Source organism: Streptomyces sp. NPDC006385, assembly GCF_040612485.1.
Taxonomy (GTDB): domain Bacteria; phylum Actinomycetota; class Actinomycetes; order Streptomycetales; family Streptomycetaceae; genus Streptomyces.
This window is the reverse complement of the sequence record NZ_JBEXQG010000014.1, coordinates 1-18,342: the sequence shown is the minus strand read 5'-3', so window position 1 is coordinate 18,342 and position 18,342 is coordinate 1. Positions and strand designations below refer to the sequence as shown.

Sequence of the window (18,342 nt, the reverse complement as noted above, 5' to 3'; positions counted from 1 at the left end):
ACGCCCGCCGCACTCGAAGGGCCGAGCAGCGCGCTTTGCCTGTCCTTTACTATGGGGCGGAAGGTGTCGACGCCCGGCGCCCCGACCCGCGAAGCCCGCCGAACCGAGAAGGAGACACGAGCCCGCGATGGGTGAGCCTCCCAGTACCAGCCGTGCCATGCCCCGCACGCCCCACGCGCATGAGGGAACGGGGGTGGCACGGTGACCGAGATCCTGCTGCTCCTGCTGGCCCTCCTCCTCGTCCTGGCCTGCGCGCTGTTCGTCGCGGCCGAGTTCTCGCTGACCACCGTCGAGCGCGGCGAACTGGAGCGCGCCGCCGAGTCCGGTGAGCGCGGCGCCGAGGGCGCGCTGAAAGCCGTACGCCGCCTGACCCTCCAGCTCTCCGGCGCCCAACTCGGCATCACCGTCACCTCCCTGGTGATCGGCATGCTCGCCGAGCCGTCGCTGGCCGCGCTGCTGCGCGGCCCGCTGACGGCGGCCGGCCTGGGCGGGGCCGCCCCGTCCGTGGCGACCGTGCTGGGCGTGGTCGTCTCCACCGTCGTGCTGATGGTGGTCGGCGAACTGGTGCCGAAGAACTGGGCGATCTCCCGGCCGCTGGCGGTCGCGAAGGTCGTCGCGGGCCCGCAACGCGGCTTCACGGCCGCCTTCGGCCCGTTCATCCGTCACCTGAACAACACCGCGAACCGGTTCGTACGCCGCTTCGGCCTGGAGCCCGCCGAGGAACTGGCCTCCGCCCGCAGCCCCGAGGAACTCGTCGCGCTCGCCCGGCACTCGGCGGCCCAGGGCGCCCTGGAGCCGGACTCCGCCGAACTGTTCGTGCGCACCCTGCACCTGAGCGAGCTGACCGCCGAGAACGTGATGACCCCGCGCGTCGACGTCAAGGCGCTCGAAGCACGCGCGACGGCCGCCGACGCGGCCAACCTCACCCACGCCACCGGCCTGTCCCGCTTCCCGGTGTACCGCGACAGCCTCGACGACGTCATCGGCAGCGTCCACATCCGCGACGTCCTCGCCCTGGACCCGGAGAAGCGGCTCGTCACACCGGTCACGGAACTGGCCACCGCGCCCTTGCTCGTCCCCGACAGCCTCACCGCCGACCGGCTGCTGGAGCGGCTGCGCACCACCCGCACCATGGCCGTCGTCATCGACGAGTACGGCGGCACGGCGGGTGTGGCCACGATGGAGGACATCGTCGAGGAGGTCGTCGGCGAGGTCCGCGACGAGCACGACCCCGTCGAGGTCCCCGACCTGCTGCCCGGCCCGGCGACACGGGACGGACGTTCCGTGTGGGAGGCGGACGGCGGCGTACGCCTCGACGAACTCGCCGGCATAGGACTGACCGCACCGGAAGGCCCGTACGAGACGGCCGCCGGACTCATCGCGACCCGCCTGGGCCGCATCCCCGACAAGGGGGACGTGCTCGACCTGGACGGCTGGCAACTGGACGTCCTCGACGTCGAGCACCACCGCGCCGACCGCATCCGCATCACCGGGCCGGCCGCCGCCCGCCGGGTCCAGCTCGCGGAGGACGCCCGATGACCGCCCTCCAACTCGCCATCGGCGCCCTGACGCTGCTGACCAACGCCTTCTTCGTCGGCGCCGAGTTCGCCCTCGTCTCCGTGCGCCGCAGCCAGATCGAGCCCCGCGCCCACGAGGGCGACAAGCGGGCGAAGATGACCCTGTGGGCCCTGGAGCACCTCTCCGCGATGATGGCCACCGCCCAACTGGGCATCACCGTCTCCTCCCTGGTGCTCGGCGCGGTCGCCGAACCGGCCATCGCGCATCTGCTGGAGCCCGGTTTCGAGGCGGTCCATCTGCCGCACGCCCTGGTGCACCCGGTCGCCTTCGTGATCGCGCTGACCGTGGCGACGTATCTGCACATGCTGTTCGGCGAGATGGTCCCGAAGAACATCGCCCTCGCCGCCCCGGTCCCCAGCGCCCTGCTGCTCGGCCCGCCCCTGGTGGCCCTCACCCGGGCCCTGCGGCCGTTCGTGTTCGGCATCAACGCCTTCGCCAACGCCCTGCTGAAGCTGTTGCGCGTCGAGCCGAAGGACGAGGTCGACGCCGTCTTCACCGACGACCAACTGGTGCGCATGGTCGTCGACTCCAGCGAGGCCGGACTGCTCACCCCCGCCGACGGCGAGCGCCTGCGCGACGCGCTGGAGCTGGGCACCCGGCCGGTGGGCGAGATCCTCGTGCCGGTGCAGCGTATGCGCACCGTCGACCACACCGTCACCCCGGCCCGGCTGGAACGCGTGGCCGCCGAGGCCGGCTTCTCCCGCTTCCCGGTCACCGGCCCCGCGGGCGCCCTCCTCGGCTACCTGCACATCAAGGACACCCTCGGCGTCGCCGACCGCGACCGGCCCTTCCCACCCGGCACCCTGCACCCGGTCACCCGGGTCCGCATCGACACCCCACTCGACGACACCCTCACCGCGCTGCGCGCCGAGGGCAGCCATCTCGCGGGCGTCCTCGGCGAGGGCGGAAAGGTGATCGGCTTCGTGACGATGGAGGACGTCCTGTCCGAACTGGTCGGCCCGTCCCCGACCACCGCGTGAGTTCCGGGGGCCGGTAACGGCGTGAGCCCGGCTCCGGCGACCCGCGTGAGCCCGGCTCCGGCGGCTCGCGTGAGCCCCGGGGCCGGCCCCCCCCGCAGCCCCCGGCCGCTCCGAGCGTGACCGTGCCTGCGGTGGCTCATAAGGTGTGCGTTCGCACATGGCGTGGTTGAGGGGGCGTGCGTAGGTGTGCTTAGGGTGCTGCGATGTCCGCTGACGCCACACCCGTACCCGCAGTCACACGCGCAGTCACACGCGTACACGCACCGCAGCGACAGCAGCAGCCGCTGCCGTCCGCAGGGGCGGGGCCGAGACGGGGCGGTGAGCGGGTTTCCTTCTTCGACAACGCCAAGTACCTGGGGATCGTGCTGGTGGCGGCCGGCCACGCCTGGGAGCCTCTGCGGGAGGGCAGCCGGGCCGTCACCGCGCTGTACATGCTCGTGTACGCCTTCCACATGCCGCTGTTCATCGTCCTGTGCGGCTACTTCTCGCGCGGCTGGGAAGCGAGCCCCGCGCGCGTCGGGCGCCTCGTCCGCCACGTCGTCGTGCCTTACGTCGTCTTCGAGGTGGCGTACACCCTGTTCGTCCGGTGGGCCGGGGACGATCCCGATCGCCCCGTCAGCCTGCTGGACCCGCTGTACCTGACCTGGTTCCTCGCGGCGCTGTTCCTCTGGCGGCTGACCAGCCCGGTCTGGCGGCTCGTGCGCTGGCCGTTGCCGTTCGCACTCGCCATCGCGATGCTCGCCACGCTCTCGCCGTCCATCGGCGACGACCTCGGCCTCCAGCGCGTCCTGCAGTTCCTGCCGTACTTCGTGCTCGGCCTGCTGCTGAGGCCGGAGCACGTCCGGCTGGTCCGCCGCCGTGCGGCGCGGGTCCTGGCCCTGCCGGTCTGGGTGTGCGCCCTCACGGCGGCGTACTGGGCGGTCCCGCGGATGAACTACGCCTGGTTCTTCCACAGCGAGAGCGCCGAGGCACTGGCCGCGCCCGCCTGGTACGGGCCGGTGATGACACTGGCCGCCTTCGGCTGTTCGATCGTCCTGGTCGCCTGCTTCCTCGCCTGGGTGCCCGGCCGCCGGACGTGGTTCACCGCGCTGGGCGCCGGCACGCTGTACGGCTTCCTGCTGCACGGTTTCGTCGCCCAGGGCGCCAAGTACCTGGGCTGGTACGACCACACCTGGATCCGGCAGCCCCTCGGCGAGATCACGGTCACGCTGGTCGCGGCGGCGGTCATGACCGCGCTGTGCACGCCCGCCGTACAGCGGGTCTTCCGCCGGGTGACCGAGCCACGGATGGCGTATGCCTTCCGGGACCGGGAACGCGGATTCGGCCAGAATCGTTGAACGGAGGAACACCTAGCCAAGGAGCACCACGTGTCCGCCAGACCGACGGACCCCCCGGGGCACCGTCCCCGACCATCCCGCCAGGTTCTTCCTGAGCACGGCACGCGGCGGGGTGCCCCTTCACGATTGACACGCCGTTGAGTGCCGCCAACGCCCTGCTGGGCCTGCTGGCCGTCTTCGTCCTGACCGTCGGCACCGGCTACTTCGTCGCCCAGGAGTTCGCCTACGTCTCCGCCGACCGCCTCGCCCTCGCCCGAGAGGCCGAGGCCGGCGACAAGAGGGCAGCCCGCGCCCTGAAGGTGCTCGAGCGCCTGTCCTTCATGCTCTCGGGCGCCCAGCTCGGCATCACCGTGACCGGACTGGTCGTCGGCTTCATCGCCGAGCCGTCAGTGTCCGCACTGCTCCGGCCCGCCCTGTCCGGCCTCGGTGTCCCCGACGCCGCCGTGAGCGGCATCTCCGTCGTGCTCGCCTTCGTGCTGGCCACCGTCGTGCAGATGGTGATCGGCGAGCTGGCCCCGAAGAACCTCGCCCTCGCCGTCCCGGAACGGCTGGCGAAGTCGCTGGCCGCCTCCACACTGGCGTACCTGAAGGTCGTCGGACCGGTGGTACGGATCTTCGACGGCGCCGCCAACCGGCTGCTGCGCCGGATCGGCATCGAGCCGGTCGAGGAACTGCACCACGGCGCCACCCTGGAGGAACTCGGGCATCTGATCGGCGAGTCCCACGAACAGGGCCGGCTGCCGCGCGGGACCGCAGAGCTGCTCGACCACGCCATGGAGTTCTCCGACCGCACGCTGGACGAGGTGATGGTGCCCCGCGCGGACGCCTACTTCGTGCGCAAGGACGCCACCGCCGCCGAGGCGATCGACCTGATCGCCGAGCACGGCCACTCCAACTACCCCGTCCTCGGCGACCACCCGGACGACATCGCGGGCGTGCTCGGCGTCCGGGAGCTGATGGGCCTGCCCGCGGACCGGCTGGCGGCGACCACGGCCGGTGCGGCGGCCCGTCGGCCGCTGCTGCTGCCCGACACCCTGCCGCTGCCGGACGCGGTGGTGCAGATGCGCGAGCGGGACGACGAGTTCGCCGTCGTCCTGGACGAGCACGGCGGAGTCGCCGGCATCGTCACCTACGAGGACATCGCCGAGGAACTCGTGGGCGACATCGCCGACGAGTCCGACATCCTCACCGACATCGCGGTCGCGGACGGCGACGGCTGGCTGGTGGACGCCGGACGCCGCCTGGACGAGGTGGCCGACGCCACCGGCGTCGAGCTGCCCGAGGAGGAGGACTACGACACCGTGGCCGGCCTGATCGTCGACCGGCTCGGCCGCTTCCCCGCCATCGGTGACCGCCTCACGGTCGCGCTCGCCGACGGCGACAGCGTGGTGATCGACGTCCGTACCCTCGACCGGCACGTGCCCGAACGGGTACGGGTCGAGCGGCTGGTGGCCGAGAAGGCGCAGGAGCAGGCATGAGTTTCCCGACGGCACTCCTCGTCACCGTGCTGCTGCTGATCGGCAGCGGGTTCTTCGTCGCCGCCGAGTTCGCGCTGGTCGCGGCGAAGCGGCACCGCATGGAGCAGGCCGCGGCCCAGGGCCGCCGCGGAGCCAAGGCGGCCGTGGCGGGGATGCGCGAGCTGTCGCTGATGCTGGCCGGTGCCCAGCTCGGCATCACCGTGTGCACGTTGGGCCTGGGATCGGTCTCCAAGCCGGCGATCTCCCACGAACTCGACCCGCTGCTGCACGACTTGGGCCTGCCCGGCGCGCTCAGCTACGGCGTGGCGTTCGCCGTCGCCATGATCGTCGTGGTGTTCCTGCACATGGTGGTCGGCGAGATGGCGCCCAAGTCCTGGGCCATCGCCCATCCCGAGCGCTCCGCCATGCTCCTGGCTCCCTCCTTCCGGGGCGTGGTGAAGGCCGTGCGTCCGCTGATCCAGGTGCTCAACACGATGAGCAACGCTCTGGTACGGCTGTGCCGCGTCACCCCGCGCGACGAGCTGGCGTCGGTCCACAACCGCGAGCAGCTCACCCACCTCGTGGCGGAGTCCGAGCGGCTGGGCCTGATCAGCGAGACGGACTCGCAGCTGCTGACCCGTTCGCTGACCGAGCCCGAGACCCCGGTGCGCGACCTCAAGGTGCCGGCCGCCGCCATCTCCTCGGTCGACGCGGACGCGGACGCCGACGGGATCCTGCGCCTGGCCGCCGACAGCGACCGCACCCGGCTCCTGGTCCGCGACCGGGGCACCGTCGTCGGCTCGTTGCACGCCCGGGACGTGCTGGTCGCCCGCGCCCAGGGGCGGCCCGCCGACGCCCGCTCGCTGGCCCGCCCCGTGCCCGAGCTGACCGAGGACGCCACCGTCGCCGACGCGATCGACCTGCTGCGCAGGCGCCGGGCCTCGCTCGCCGTGGTCCGCGACGCCACGGGCCGGCTCACCGGCATGGTGAGCCTGGACGACCTGCTGGCCCGCTTCCTGCAACCACAGGGGCGCAGTTCGACGCGCTAGTCCTCCGCCGGCTCGTAGGCGCTGATGACGTACAGAGCCTCGTCGTCGATCGCGTTCTCCTCCCAGTCCAGGGAGATCCGAACCGGGTGCCCGTCGGCCGCGTACTCCGCCTCGGCCTCGTCGGCGTCGTCCCGTAGCGCCTGGTCCAGCTCGTCGAGGAGTTCCCCGATGGTGGGCACCGCGTCGGGCACGCGCTCGGCCACGCCCCGGCCGCTGTCGTCGAGGCCCACCGCCTCGACCACGGCGCCGTCCCGGACCGTGATCCGGAAGGTGCCGAGCAAGGTCCGCTCCCCACCGCTCGACAGGAGCGTGTAGCTGTACGAGCCGGGCTCCCGCCACGGGGCCCGGCTCTGCGCCGCCACGCCCTCCGTCCCGGTGCCGCAGGCGGCGGCCGCGCAGATCAGTCCTCCGATCAGTGCGGCACGGGTCCCGGCACGGGCGGCGGCAGGTACGACGGTCATGGCGGCCCTCCCTTCGACGAACGACTACCGCTATGACGCCGCTCGCCCGGGGAACGTTCGACCGGCCTTCCGGCCCCCAACTGCCCTGCCTGCCGCAGTCGTCGGGTGACTCTCGGTGAATTGGCCGGGTGCTTCTCGTGCCCTTCATCAGCCCTGTACGGGCGTTAACCGCCGCTTCGCAACAGTGGCATCACCCGCCTCACCAGGCAGGACACCAGAAGGGAACACAGACATGGGCAGTGTCTCGGTACCACAGCGCAGAGCCTTTCTCGTCGGAGGACTCGCCGCTTCCGCGGCCGTGATCACCGGTTGTTCGTCCAAGTCGGACACCGCCGCGCCGGCAGAGAAGGCGGCCGCGGGAGCGGCGCCGGCTGCCTCGCCCGTCGCCGCGGTGGCGCGGCCCGACTCGCCGCGGACCGCGTTCGACCGGCTGATGGAGGGCAACAAGCGCTGGGTGGACGGGAAGCTGCAGCACCCCGACCAGACCCCCGAGCGGCGCACGCTCCTCGCCGCGGAGCAGAAGCCCTACGCGGCGATCCTCTCGTGCATCGACTCCCGGGTGCCGCCGGAGCTCGTCTTCGACACCGGCATCGGCGACCTGTTCGTGATGCGCACGGGTGGCCAGGTGGTCTCCCCGGTCGTGACCGGCTCCGTCGAGTACGGGCCCCTGACCGCGGGGACATCGCTGATCGTCGTCCTCGGGCACCAGAGCTGCGGCGCGGTCAAGGCGGCGTACAAGGCGCTCAAGGAGAAGACGCCGCTGCCGGGCAACCTGCAGTCGATCGTCGAGGCCGTGCGCCCGGCCTACGAGGAGATATCCAAGCAGAAGCACGCCGACCCGGTGGACGCCATGATCCGGGTCCACACCCGGCAGACCGCCGCCGACCTGCGCAAGAGCACCAACCTCGCTCCGCTGCTGAGGAAGCGCGACGTGGCCATCGTCAGCGCCTACTACTCGCTGGAGACGGGCCGCGTGGAGGTCCTGAGCGGGACTCCCGCCGCCTGACGCCGATGACCGGCCGCCCGTTCCAGGGCGGCCGAGTCAACGGCCCGCGTGAGCGCACCGCCGCACGGCCCGCGCCATCCGAACCGCCCCCGTGGCCGGCCCACCTGCCGCGACCCCCGCTGAAGCGAGCGCGAGAGCCCGACCCCCGTGCCCCGGGGCGGTCGGCCGCGCGCCCGGGGCGAGTCCGTACGCACTGCCGGCCCCTCGGACCCCGGCAGTGCCGAGGCCAGTAGTTCCGCCAGGTGGACGCCCTCGTGCCCGCCGCTGTCCCCCTCGTGGATCTGCGTACGGCAGCTCCGCCGGCCCGCGCACATCCCGGTCGCCGGGGAACAGCTCGCCCGCGTCCGACCGGAACACCGCCGTACAGCTCGCTTCGAGACCGACCACCAGTCCGCCCGCGCGCAGATGACCGGCCAGATGGCGGACGGTCCGGGTCAACACCCGTTCGGCGACGCCGAGTTGGCCGGGGGAGATCCAGGTCAGCCCGCAGCGCAGCGGCTCGGTGGGCAGGGTCACCCGCCGGCCCGCGGGCGCCAGCAGTTCCACCGCGGGCGCCGCCCGGGTACCCGCGACCGCACCGGCGACCACTCCGGCGTCGCCTCCACCGCACAGCTCCACCTGTGGTTCACACGTGGACTACCGGTGCGGACGGCTGCGGTCGGCACCCTCCGCTTCACCCGGACCGCGGCAGCCTGACGTCGGCGCTCGACAGCGTCTGCGGCGCGGCGGTGAAGGCCCGCAGCCGGATCCGTACGCCCGCACGGGGCAGGACGAACCGGCCCCGGGGCGGCCGGAGCTCGTAGCGCGCCGTCGCGTGGGCGGGCAGCGTCGCCGGGCCCCGTACGACCGTCCAGTACGGTTTCATGCCCTGGCCCGTGGTGAGGGTGAAGTGGGGAGCGAGGGCGACGCCCTCCGTGTTGGTGACCCGAACGGTCAACCGGCGCACGGAAGCCGGCGTCGCCCGGAGCGCCGACGTCACCGTCATCCGCAGCGGCGGTGTCCCGCTCGCCGCCCATGCCGCGCTCCCCAGGGCCGGGAGGAGCAGCAACGCGGCAGCCGCGACCCGCGCCCCCTGCCGGCAGAGCATCCGCGGACGCGGCTGCCAGGCGGCGGCGAACTCCGACGCCGGCGCGGTCACCGCCGCCGCCAGCCACAGCGGCGTCATCATCAGGTAGTAGCCGTCCTGCGACCGGGTCGCCAGAAAGAACGCGCACCACGGCAGCACGGTCGCCGCGGGCCCCAGCCGCCGCACGAACAGCACGAACAGCGCGAGCAGCCCCGCCGCCAGCAGCACGCTCGCCCGGGAGTACCAGTCCAGCCGGTCGCTGCCGTCGGTGAAGTACAGAGAGATGCCGACCGCGCCCTGGCCGTGGATCACCGCGCCCTGCGTCAACGGCAGGGCGATGCCCCGGATCCACGTGCCGGGCTCGCTGACGACGAAGTACGTGTTGACCAGCAGCCATACCACTGCCGCGGCCCCGGCGATCCGCGCCACGACCAGCGCCGCCGCCCGTGAGCCCAGCTCCCCGCGCCGCACGGCGTAGATCCCGGCCAGCAGGAACGGCGCGACGAACCACGGCAGTTGCTGCGCCGCGCACGCCGCCCCCAGACACGCCGCCCGCGCCAGCCCGCCGGCCCCGAGCCGCCCGCCCCGCCCGAGCCGCGGCCACCGCACCACCACCGGCACCAGCAGGGCCAGCGCCACGATCGCCGGATAGCCGAGGCGGCCGTACGACGGCAGGAACCCGAAGCCGAGGCACGCCATGGTCGCCGCTGACCGCCACGGCGTGGGCAGCATCCGCCACAGCGTGACGGTACCGGCGACGAGGGCGGCCGTGCTCACCGCCGTCGCCGGCGTGCCCCCGTGCCCCAGCCACAACAGCGGGGCCGTCAGCAGCGGGGCCAGGGGCGGATAGCCGTACGTGAAGTCGTAGCCGCCCGTCACCGTCGGGGTGAGCGCCACCCCGTGGCCGAACAGCCATGGCCAGGGCTGCCCGTAGACGGGGTGCCCGGCGACCAGTTCACGGGCGGCCTGGCTGGTGAGGAGCGCCTCGTCGCTGCCCTGGTGGTTCACCGCCCACGCGCACAGCGTCAGCGTCACCGCGGTCACCAGGACGCACAGGTCCAGCCGCGCCAGTGTCCTCGCCCGCCGCACCACCAGCGCCAGCACCCCGCACACCAGGATCGAGGCGTAGCACACCGAGATGGCCGCGGCGACGACGAGACGGTGCCCGGCCGCCTGCGTCCAGATCGCACGCGTGCCGACGAAGAGGCTGATGTCCGCGAGGAGCGTCAGGACGCGGTGCCACTGCGCCGGGGGTTCCGGGGCGAAGGACATCGGCACCCGCGTCCGCCGGACGGGCGCCACCACTTGCTGTTCTGCCGACTGCACGCCACCGGAACGTAATCACCGCTGGTGAGCGCGGTGCCGACGGTGGGGAAGAGTCCGGTGTGAGGCGGGTGAGAAGATCACCCGCGAGCCCCGGTGCCGGTCAGTACACGTCCCGGACGTAGCGCTTCGCCGCCGCCAGCTGCTTCACATACGCCGACGCCTCGGCCTCCTCCAGCCCCCCGTGCGCGACCGCGATGTCCCTGAGCGCCCGGTCCACGTCCTTGGCCATGCGCGAGGCGTCGCCGCAGACGTAGAAGTGGGCCCCGTCCTGCAGCCAGCGCCACAGCTCCGGGCCGTGCTCGCGCATCCGGTCCTGGACGTACACCTTGTTGCGCTGGTCGCGCGAGAACGCGGTGTCGAGCCGGGCGAGGGTGCCCTCGTCGAGCAGCCCGGTCAGCTCCTCCTCGTAGTAGAAGTCGCTGGCCCGGTGCTGTTCGCCGAAGAACAGCCAGTTGGGCGCCTTGTGCCCGAGGGCGCGTCGCTCCTGGAGGAAGCCGACGAAGGGCGCGACACCCGTGCCCGGGCCCACCATCACCATCGGCGTCGAGGAATCCGCGGGCGGCCGGAAGTGCGGGGAGCGCTGTACGAAGACCGGCACCTCGGTGCCCGGCTCGGCGTCGGCCAGGAAGGGCGAGCACACCCCGCCGCGCGGCCGGCCGCGCAGGTTCTCGTACCGCACGACGGAGACCGTCAGCGAGACGCTGTGCGGGTCGACGAGCGGACTGGACGATATGGAGTACAGGCGCGGCTGGAGCTTCCTGAGCACCCCGGCCCACTCCTCGGCGCCCGCCCGCACGGGGTGCTCGGCGATGACGTCCACGGCCTGCCGCCCCCAACTCCACTGCGCCAGGCCGTCCTTGTTGTCGGGCCGCAGCAGCCGACGCAACTCCCGGTCGTCACGGACGCGTTCGGCGACGAAGCGGAGCAGGTCCGGGGTGATCTTCGTGATGTCGAGGTGCCGGTGCAGGGCGTCCGCGAAGGCGACCTCGCCAACCCCCTTCACCCGCACGGCGGTTGAGCCGTCCATACCCGTCACCGCGAGCCACTCCTCCACCAGCGCGGGCGAGTTGACCGGCCGCACGCCGAGCGCGTCGCCCGCCTCGTACGTCAGCGAGGTCCCGCTCGTTTCGAAGGTGAAGCGCCGCACCTCCTTGCCGGCGCCGGGCCGGCTGAGCAGCCGGTTGCCGACGAGGCGGGCGGTGATGGGGGCGGGCTTGGGGTTGGCCTTCGGAGCCTTCGGGGCCTTCGGCTTCTCGACCGCGGGTACGTCCGTGCCGCCGCCCAGCGCCGTGAGAACCTGGTCGAGCCACACACCGGCGGACGGCTCGTAGTCCGGTTCGCAATCCGTACGGGGGGCCAGGCGCACCGCGCCCAGCTCGTCCAGCCGGGCGTCGAGGCGCCGCCCGTGCCCGCAGAAGTCGTCGTAGGACGAGTCGCCGAAGGCGAGTACGGCGTACCGCACTCCGTCCAGCCGTGGCGCCCCCTCGTCGGCCAGGGTGTCCCAGAAGCCCGACCCGTTGTCGGGTGCGTCGCCGTCGCCGAACGTGCTGGTGATGAAGAGCAGATCGGCCGTGCGGGCGAGGGCGCCGACGTCGGTCTCGTCCATGCCCACCAGGGTGGTGCGGTGCCCGGCGGCGCCCAGCCGCTCGGCGGTGGCGGTGGCGAACTCCTCGGCGTTGCCCGTCTGCGAGGCCCACAGCACGACGACCTCACGGTCGTCCCGCACACGCGGCCGCGCCGACGTGCGCGAGTACATGCCGGCCAGGACGCCGTTCACCCACAGCGCGTGCTCGGGGCTGAAGGGCGCGTCCGCGGGGAGTACGGGGACACCGGGCGCGCCGGAGTCGAGGCCGGCGAGGAACCCGGTGAGGTAGAGACGTTCCTGGGCGGACAGGACGGGGGGCGGCGCGGGTTCGAGCCCGAAGGGATCGGCCGTGCCGGGGGTGACGGCCGTCGGCGTCAGTGCCTCGACCGGCCTGTCCGGCACGGGAGTCGCCACCTTGGCCAGCGACACGGCGCACACCTTGAACTCCGGCTGGAAGGAGATCGGATCGACCGCGTCGCTCGTCACCGCGTTGACGCTCAGGTACTCCCCGAACAGATCGTTCCAATGGAACGGGGCGAAACACCCCCCGGGCCGCACCCGATCCGTCACCACCGCCGGCAGCACCGCCCGCCCCCGCCGCGAGGCGACCTCCACCCGGTCCCCGTCGGCGATCCCCAGCTCACGCGCGTCCTGCGGATGCACCTCCACGAAAGGCCCGGGGTTGAGCTTGTTGAGCTTGGCGACCCGTCCCGTCTTCGTCAGCGTGTGCCACTGGTGCTGCACCCGCCCGGTGTTCAGCACGAAGGGGTAGTCGTCGTCCGGCATCTCGGCGGCCGGCATGTGCGGCCGCGCGTGGAAGACACCGCGCCCGCTCGCCGTGGGGAACCGCAGCCCGCCCTCGGCGTCGACGTACCGGATCGGATTGCGCGCGGGCCCGTCCGGGTCGGCGGCCGGCCACTGCACGGGCGTGGCCCGCAGCCGCTCGTACGTCACCCCGCGCAGATCCCAGCCGGTCACGGGGTTCCAGGCCCGCCGTATCTCCTCGAAGACGTCCTCGGCGCTGTCGTAGGAGAAGCCCTTCTCATACCCCATCGCGCACGCGACGGCCGCGATGATCCGCCAGTCCGCCATCGCCTCCCCGGGAGGGTCGGCCACCGGCCGGGTCAGCGTGAGGTTGCGCTCGCTGTTGACGAAGACGCCCTCGCCCTCGGTCCACATCGCGCCGGGCAGCACGACATCGGCGTAGGCATTGGTCTCGGTCTCGCCGAAGACGTCCTGGGTGACGACGAACTCGGCGGCCTCCAGCCCTTCGATGACGGTACGGCGGTTGGCGACGGAGGCGACCGGATTGGTGCAGATGATCCAGCAGGCCTTGATCTCCCCGTCGGCCATCTTCTGGAACATCTCGATCGTGCCCTTGCCCACCCCGTCGGCGCGCAGGGTGCCCGGCGGCAGCTCCCACAGCTCCTCGACGAAGGTCCGCTCGGCGTCCACGGCGACGGACCGCTGCCCCGGCAGCCCCGGCCCCATGTACCCCATCTCGCGCCCGCCCATGGCGTTGGGCTGCCCGGTGAGCGAGAAGGGGCCGGAACCCGGGCGGCAGATCGCCCCGGTCGCCAGATGCAGGTTGACCAGGGCGTTCGTGTTCCAGGTGCCGTGCGTGGACTGGTTGAGCCCCATCGTCCAGCAGCTCATCCACTCGCCCGCCTCACCGATCAGCCGGGCGGCCGTGCGCAGGTCGTCCTCGGCGATCCCGGTGATCTCCGCGACGGCGGCCGGCGCGTAGTCGGCGAGGAACCCGGGCATCGCCTCCCAGCCCTCGGTGTGGGCGGCGATGAAGTCGGGGTCGGTGTGGCCGTTCTCGACGAGCAGACGCAGCAGGCCGTTGAGGAGCGCGAGGTCGGTACCCGGCTTGACCTGGAGAAACAGGTCGGCCTTGGCGGCGGTCGCGGTGCGTCGCGGATCGACGACGATCAGCTTCGCGCCCGCCTTGACCCGCTCCATCATCCGCAGGAAGAGAATCGGATGACAGTCGGCCATGTTCGAACCGATGACCAGGAAGACGTCGGCCTTGTCGAAGTCCTCGTACGACCCCGGCGGCCCGTCGGCGCCGAGCGACAGCTTGTAACCCATGCCGGCGCTCGCCATGCACAGCCGGGAGTTCGACTCGATCTGGTTCGTCCGCACGAACCCCTTGGCCAGCTTGTTCGCCAGGTACTGGGCCTCCAGGCTCATCTGCCCGGAGACGTAGAAGGCGACCGCGTCCGGCCCGTGCTCGTCGATGATCGCGCGCAGCCGCCGCGCGGTCTCGGCGATCGCGTCGGCCATGGGGGAGGGCACCGGCTCCTCGCCCCGGTCGTCCCTGACCAGCGCGGTGGTCAGCCGCCCGGGCGCGGCGAGCAGCTCGGCCGTCGTCGCGCCCTTCGTGCACAGCCGGCCCGCGTTCGCCGGGTGGGCCTTGTCACCGGCCGCCTTCAGGACCGTACGCCGCCCGTCCGGCCCCATCCCGACGTCCAGCAGGATTCCGCAGCCCACACCGCAGTACGTGCAGACCGTCCGGACCTGAGTCGTGGAGGTGGTCGAGGTCACGCGCTGCCCTTTCCGGCGGTCGGGGTGGTGCCTGGAGCGTACGAATTGCCCGTTACGTCGATGTCACATCCCTTGATCAAGAGGAGTTACGTCGGCCACACAGCCGCCGAGGGCTCGATGTGAGGGGGTGTGTCGCGGTCGCGCACCGTGTCGCTGTTGGGCCGAACGGGTGACTTGGCGTAAGAATTGGCCGGTGCAGGTATTGAAGGCGAGTCAGGTCGGGGGGAGCCGGTGAACAGCCACGACGTCACCGATGAACAGTGGGAGGGGCTCGCCCAGGTCGTTCCTTTGCGCGGCCGTGACGCCTGGCCGTCCGCGGTGGACCATCGCGTCCACCCGGAGGCCGTGACAGAGCCGCGACGCAGGTTCGTCGTCCTGCGGGTCAACGTCTTCGCCGACGCCCGCGAGGTCGCCGAGACACTGATGGCCGGGATTCCGGTGCTCCTGGATCTGACCGGCGCGGAGACCGAGGTCGCCAAGCGGGTCCTGGACTTCAGCACCGGCGTCGTCTTCGGACTGGCGAGCGGGATGCATCGGGTGGACCGGAACATCTTCCTGCTGACGCCGCCGGGCACCGAGGTGAGCGGGTTGATGGAGGGCGCGGGGGCCCCGGGCGCGTGAGGGCGCCGGTCGGCGCGGTACCTCGATCGTAGGAAGGGCGTCGGGCTGAACGGTTCGCCTGGGGCGCCGGGTCCTACGGTCCGATCATGGCCGTGTCGTCTGTGTCTGATGCCGCTTCCCTGCCGTCTCCGGAACGCCCTGGGGGTGCTTCGGGGCACCTGAGGGTTTCCGGGGTTTCCGGGGTTTCCGGGTCGTCCTCGGAGCGTCCTGGGGACTCCGGGTCCTCCACGGAACGTCTCGGGGGCTTCGGGGCGCCTTCGGGCGGGCGTGGAGTATCCAGGCCGTCTTCGGAAGGCCCCGAAGGCTCCAGGCCGTCTCAGGGATGCCTCGGGGTTTCCGGGCCGTCCTCGGCGCGGCCCGTGGGGGAGTCGTCCGGGGTGCGCCCCGTGGGGGGCGACGAGGGGTGCGCCGGCCGGCCTCGCGTGACCGAGCTGCGGTTGTCCGCGTTCGCCGGGCATCGGCGGGCCGCGTTTCCGCTCGGGCCGCTGACGCTCCTGGCCGGGCCCAGCGGGAGCGGGAAGACGACCGCGTTGCGGGCGTACGAGGCGCTGGCCCGGCTCGGCGCCGGCGCCGGGGTCGGTGAGGTCTTCCCCGATCCGGTCGCCTGTGTGCCCGAGCGGGCCCGGCCCGACGCCCAGCGGCGGCGGGGCTTCCGTATCGGCTGCACCGCCGACGGGCCCGAGGGGCCGGTCCGGCTCGATGTCGCCGTGCAGGCAGAGCCCGAACTGCGCATCGTCGGCGAGCGGTTGAGCGCGGGCGGAGTGGTGCTGCTGGAGACGGCTCTGCGTGATCCGAGCCGGCCCTATGTGCAGGCCGCGTGGCACACGGCCGGGCAGTCGCCGGTGACGCGGGCGCCGTTGCCCGACGACCGGCTCGGTACCACGCTGTTGCCGCTGCGGGTGGCGGGGAAGACGGACGGGCAGCGCCGGGTGCTGGCCGCCGCGGAACAGATGGTGGTGGCGCTGCGTTCGGTGTTCGCCTGCGATCCTCGCCCCGAGCGGATGCGGGGGCCGGTGCCGGTCGGGTCCGGGCGGCTGCTCGGCGGCTGCGACAACCTCGCCGATGTGCTGTGGCGGACGCGAGCCGAGTGCGGACGGCGGCACGCGCGTTTCGTGGCCGAGGTGCGGGCCGGGTGCGCCGGGGCGGTGGCGGATGTGGTCGCGCGGGTGCGGGGCGACGGGACGGTGCGGGCGGAGCTCGACCGGGGCGACGGGATCCTGACGGAACTGGCTCGGCTGGGCGACGGTGAACTGCGTTTTCTCGCGCTGTCACTGGTGCTGCTGACCGGGCCCGGCGTGCTGGAGGTCGACCCGGTCGGCGAGGTGCCCGCGGCCATGCAGACGCTCACCGTGCTCGCCGACGGGTTCGACCGGGGGCTGGATCCGGGGCAGCGGCAGGAGTTGCTGCGGCTGGCGGCACGGATGTGCGCGCGGGGGCACATCCGGGTGCTCGGGGTGGTGAGTGACGCGTCTGGGGTGGCGGAAGCGGGCGGGGTGACGGTGGTACACCTGGAGCCGTGACCGAACCTCTTGACGTGGCCAAGCTGCAGCGCAGGCTGGCCGAGTTCGCCGCCGCGCGCGACTGGCAGCCGTATCACACGCCGAAGAACCTCGTCGCGGCGCTGAGCGTGGAGGCGTCCGAACTCGTGGAGATCTTCCAGTGGTTGACGCCGGAGGAGTCGGCGCGGGTCATGGACGACGCCGAGACCGCGGAGCGGGTGACGGACGAGGTCGCGGACGTGCTGGCGTATCTGCTCCAACTGTGCGAGGTGCTCGGGGTCGATCCGCTGGCGGCGTTGGACGCGAAGATCGACCGGAACGAGCGGAGATTCCCGGCGCCGTAGGGAGGGACGCAGACCGGGAGGGATCTGGTCCGCTTTCACTCTCCGTGTTCGTTCAGCGGGTCGTAGCTGAAAAGTTGTCCAGAGATTTCCGCCTTCCTCTAGCTTTTCGTCTCAAGGACCCTCACTCTGGGTAGTGGATAAGGGAGTTCGAGGGTTCGGGAGTTCGGGTGGACGCGTGGGCAGCGCGTCGGACAGACGGGGACAGCGGATGGACGCGGTGCGACTCATCGTGACGAGCAGGCGTGCGCTGGCCGGTGGCGGAGCCGCGCCGGAGATCATGACCGAGGTGTGGCAGGCGCAGGCCCTGGCACAGGCGATAGGGAGCCGGCTCGCCGTCTTCGGTCCGCCTGAACTACGGGGCGAGGCGTTGGGGTTGACGGAGTTGGCGGGGCGTGGCTGCGGTGTCCTGGACGCGCCGGAACTGGCGGAGGGGGCCTTACGCGCGGCGCAGCTCACGGAGCTGGGCGATGCCCGGCAGGCGCTGATGCACCTGGGGAGCCTCCTGGGCGAGGTGGGGATCGCCCTCGTCGGCCTGGCCAGCGCCGCGGACGACGAGAGGACGTACTGGCAGTGCATGGAGGCGATCGACGCGGCGGACGAGTCCCGGGATCGCGTCCTGGAGATGCTGCGAAGACTGGCGGACCGGGATCAGGTCCTGGCGGAGAGGGAGGCGGGGTAGCGGGGGCCTCCGGCGGTTGAGCGGGGGCGTGTGGGTGCGTTTGGCGGGGAGCGGGTGGGGCGGCTCAGGTGGGGTGCGTGCGGGGTGGTGTGCGGCGGCTTGGTGGCGTGCGTGCGGTGGGCTGGGCGGCTTGCGACGGTTTGAGTGGTGTGTGTGCGACGGCTGTCTGGGGTGGGGCTTGAGCGTGGAGTGTGTGCGGCCGTTGGGACGGGGCTTGAGCGGAGTGTGTGCGGCCGTTGGGACGGGTGCGTGTGGGCAGTTGGCCGGGGATGCGTGAGGCGGCCACGGGTGACCGGGTGGGGCTTGAGCGGGGGTGCGTGCGGGCGGTTGCCGAGGGTGCGTGGGCCGGGGAAGCCGGTGGCGGCTCGGGCGGGGGTGCGTGCGGCGGTTGGGAGAGGGGCATGCGGGCGGTTGGCCCGGTGGGGAGTGAGGTGGGGCTTGAGTGGGGGTGCGCGGGTGGTTTGACCGCGGGTGCGTGGGGGTTGGGCCGGGGATGCCTGTGGCGGCTTGAGCGGGGATCCGTGCGGCGGTTTGACCGAGGGGGCATGCAGCGGCTTGAGCGGCGATGTCTGCGGCCGTTCGGGTTGGGATCAGGCGGGGCGGTTGGCCGTGGGTGCCGGCGGCCGTTCGGGTGGGGTCGTGCGCCTGGGTGGGGGTGGGGGCGGTGGCCCGCCGGTGCTGGGTGCCCGCGCCCCCGGCCCCACCCACCTCCGGCCCCCATCCCCCCTCCGCCCCAGCCCAGCCACCGCGCCCGGTGCCGTCCGGGCGCTCCTTGAGCACCCCGCGGTCGATGTAGTCCTGCAC

The 18,342-nt window shown here is 72.5% G+C and carries 13 protein-coding genes; 10 read left to right on the top strand and 3 right to left on the bottom strand.

What is annotated here, in order from left to right:
* Nucleotides 1-201: 201 nt before the first annotated feature.
* From ABZ078_RS13665 to ABZ078_RS13645, 5 genes are all read left to right on the top strand, one after another.
* Nucleotides 202-1,539: a hemolysin family protein gene (locus ABZ078_RS13665; RefSeq protein ID WP_356574811.1), complete on the top strand. Its 1,338-nt coding sequence runs from the start codon at nt 202-204 to the stop codon at nt 1,537-1,539.
* Nucleotides 1,536-2,558 (top strand): hemolysin family protein, encoded by a 1,023-nt coding sequence (locus ABZ078_RS13660; protein ID WP_356574809.1) that lies wholly within the window; start codon nt 1,536-1,538, stop codon nt 2,556-2,558. The genes ABZ078_RS13665 and ABZ078_RS13660 overlap by 4 nt, the downstream gene beginning before the upstream one ends.
* Before the next feature lie 203 nt (nt 2,559-2,761).
* Nucleotides 2,762-3,895, top strand: coding sequence for an acyltransferase family protein (locus tag ABZ078_RS13655; protein ID WP_356574807.1), 1,134 nt, complete (start codon nt 2,762-2,764; stop codon nt 3,893-3,895).
* Between the two features lie 137 nt (nt 3,896-4,032).
* Nucleotides 4,033-5,373, top strand: coding sequence for a hemolysin family protein (locus ABZ078_RS13650; protein WP_356574805.1), 1,341 nt, complete (start codon nt 4,033-4,035; stop codon nt 5,371-5,373).
* Complete coding sequence (locus ABZ078_RS13645) at nt 5,370-6,401, top strand: hemolysin family protein (protein ID WP_356574803.1); 1,032 nt, start codon at nt 5,370-5,372, stop codon at nt 6,399-6,401. The genes ABZ078_RS13650 and ABZ078_RS13645 overlap by 4 nt, the downstream gene beginning before the upstream one ends.
* On the opposite strand, the gene ABZ078_RS13640 is transcribed toward ABZ078_RS13645, so the two are convergent.
* Nucleotides 6,398-6,862, bottom strand: coding sequence for a DUF6174 domain-containing protein (locus tag ABZ078_RS13640; protein ID WP_356574801.1), 465 nt, complete (start codon nt 6,860-6,862; stop codon nt 6,398-6,400). The two genes, ABZ078_RS13645 and ABZ078_RS13640, sit on opposite strands and share 4 nt — an antisense overlap.
* Nucleotides 6,863-7,094: 232 nt before the next feature.
* Here ABZ078_RS13640 and ABZ078_RS13635 point away from each other — a divergent pair, with 232 nt between their 5' ends.
* Complete coding sequence (locus ABZ078_RS13635; protein WP_356574799.1) at nt 7,095-7,868, top strand: carbonic anhydrase; 774 nt, start codon at nt 7,095-7,097, stop codon at nt 7,866-7,868.
* 673 nt (nt 7,869-8,541) lie between these two features.
* Here ABZ078_RS13635 and ABZ078_RS13630 read toward each other — a convergent pair.
* Together ABZ078_RS13630 and ABZ078_RS13625 are read right to left on the bottom strand one after the other, a co-directional pair.
* Complete coding sequence (locus ABZ078_RS13630; protein ID WP_356575010.1) at nt 8,542-10,206, bottom strand: hypothetical protein; 1,665 nt, start codon at nt 10,204-10,206, stop codon at nt 8,542-8,544.
* Nucleotides 10,207-10,360: 154 nt separating this feature from the next.
* Nucleotides 10,361-14,395 (bottom strand): bifunctional nitrate reductase/sulfite reductase flavoprotein subunit alpha, encoded by a 4,035-nt coding sequence (locus ABZ078_RS13625; RefSeq protein ID WP_356574797.1) that lies wholly within the window; start codon nt 14,393-14,395, stop codon nt 10,361-10,363.
* Nucleotides 14,396-14,626: 231 nt separating this feature from the next.
* On the opposite strand from ABZ078_RS13625, the gene ABZ078_RS13620 reads away from it, so the two are divergent.
* The 4 genes from ABZ078_RS13620 (at nt 14,627) to ABZ078_RS13605 (ending at nt 17,538) form a co-directional block, all read left to right on the top strand.
* Nucleotides 14,627-15,016: a cell division protein SepF gene (locus ABZ078_RS13620; RefSeq protein ID WP_356574795.1), complete on the top strand. Its 390-nt coding sequence runs from the start codon at nt 14,627-14,629 to the stop codon at nt 15,014-15,016.
* Between the two features lie 359 nt (nt 15,017-15,375).
* Nucleotides 15,376-16,536, top strand: a complete 1,161-nt coding sequence (locus ABZ078_RS13615) for an ATP-binding protein (RefSeq protein ID WP_356574793.1) — start codon at nt 15,376-15,378, stop codon at nt 16,534-16,536.
* Nucleotides 16,533-16,859 (top strand): nucleotide pyrophosphohydrolase, encoded by a 327-nt coding sequence (locus ABZ078_RS13610; protein ID WP_356574791.1) that lies wholly within the window; start codon nt 16,533-16,535, stop codon nt 16,857-16,859. Before ABZ078_RS13615 ends, ABZ078_RS13610 begins: the two co-directional genes overlap by 4 nt.
* A 208-nt stretch (nt 16,860-17,067) precedes the next feature.
* Entirely contained in the window at nt 17,068-17,538 is a 471-nt protein-coding gene (locus ABZ078_RS13605) for a DUF6099 family protein (protein WP_356574789.1), read from the top strand.
* Nucleotides 17,539-18,342: the final 804 nt, after the last annotated feature.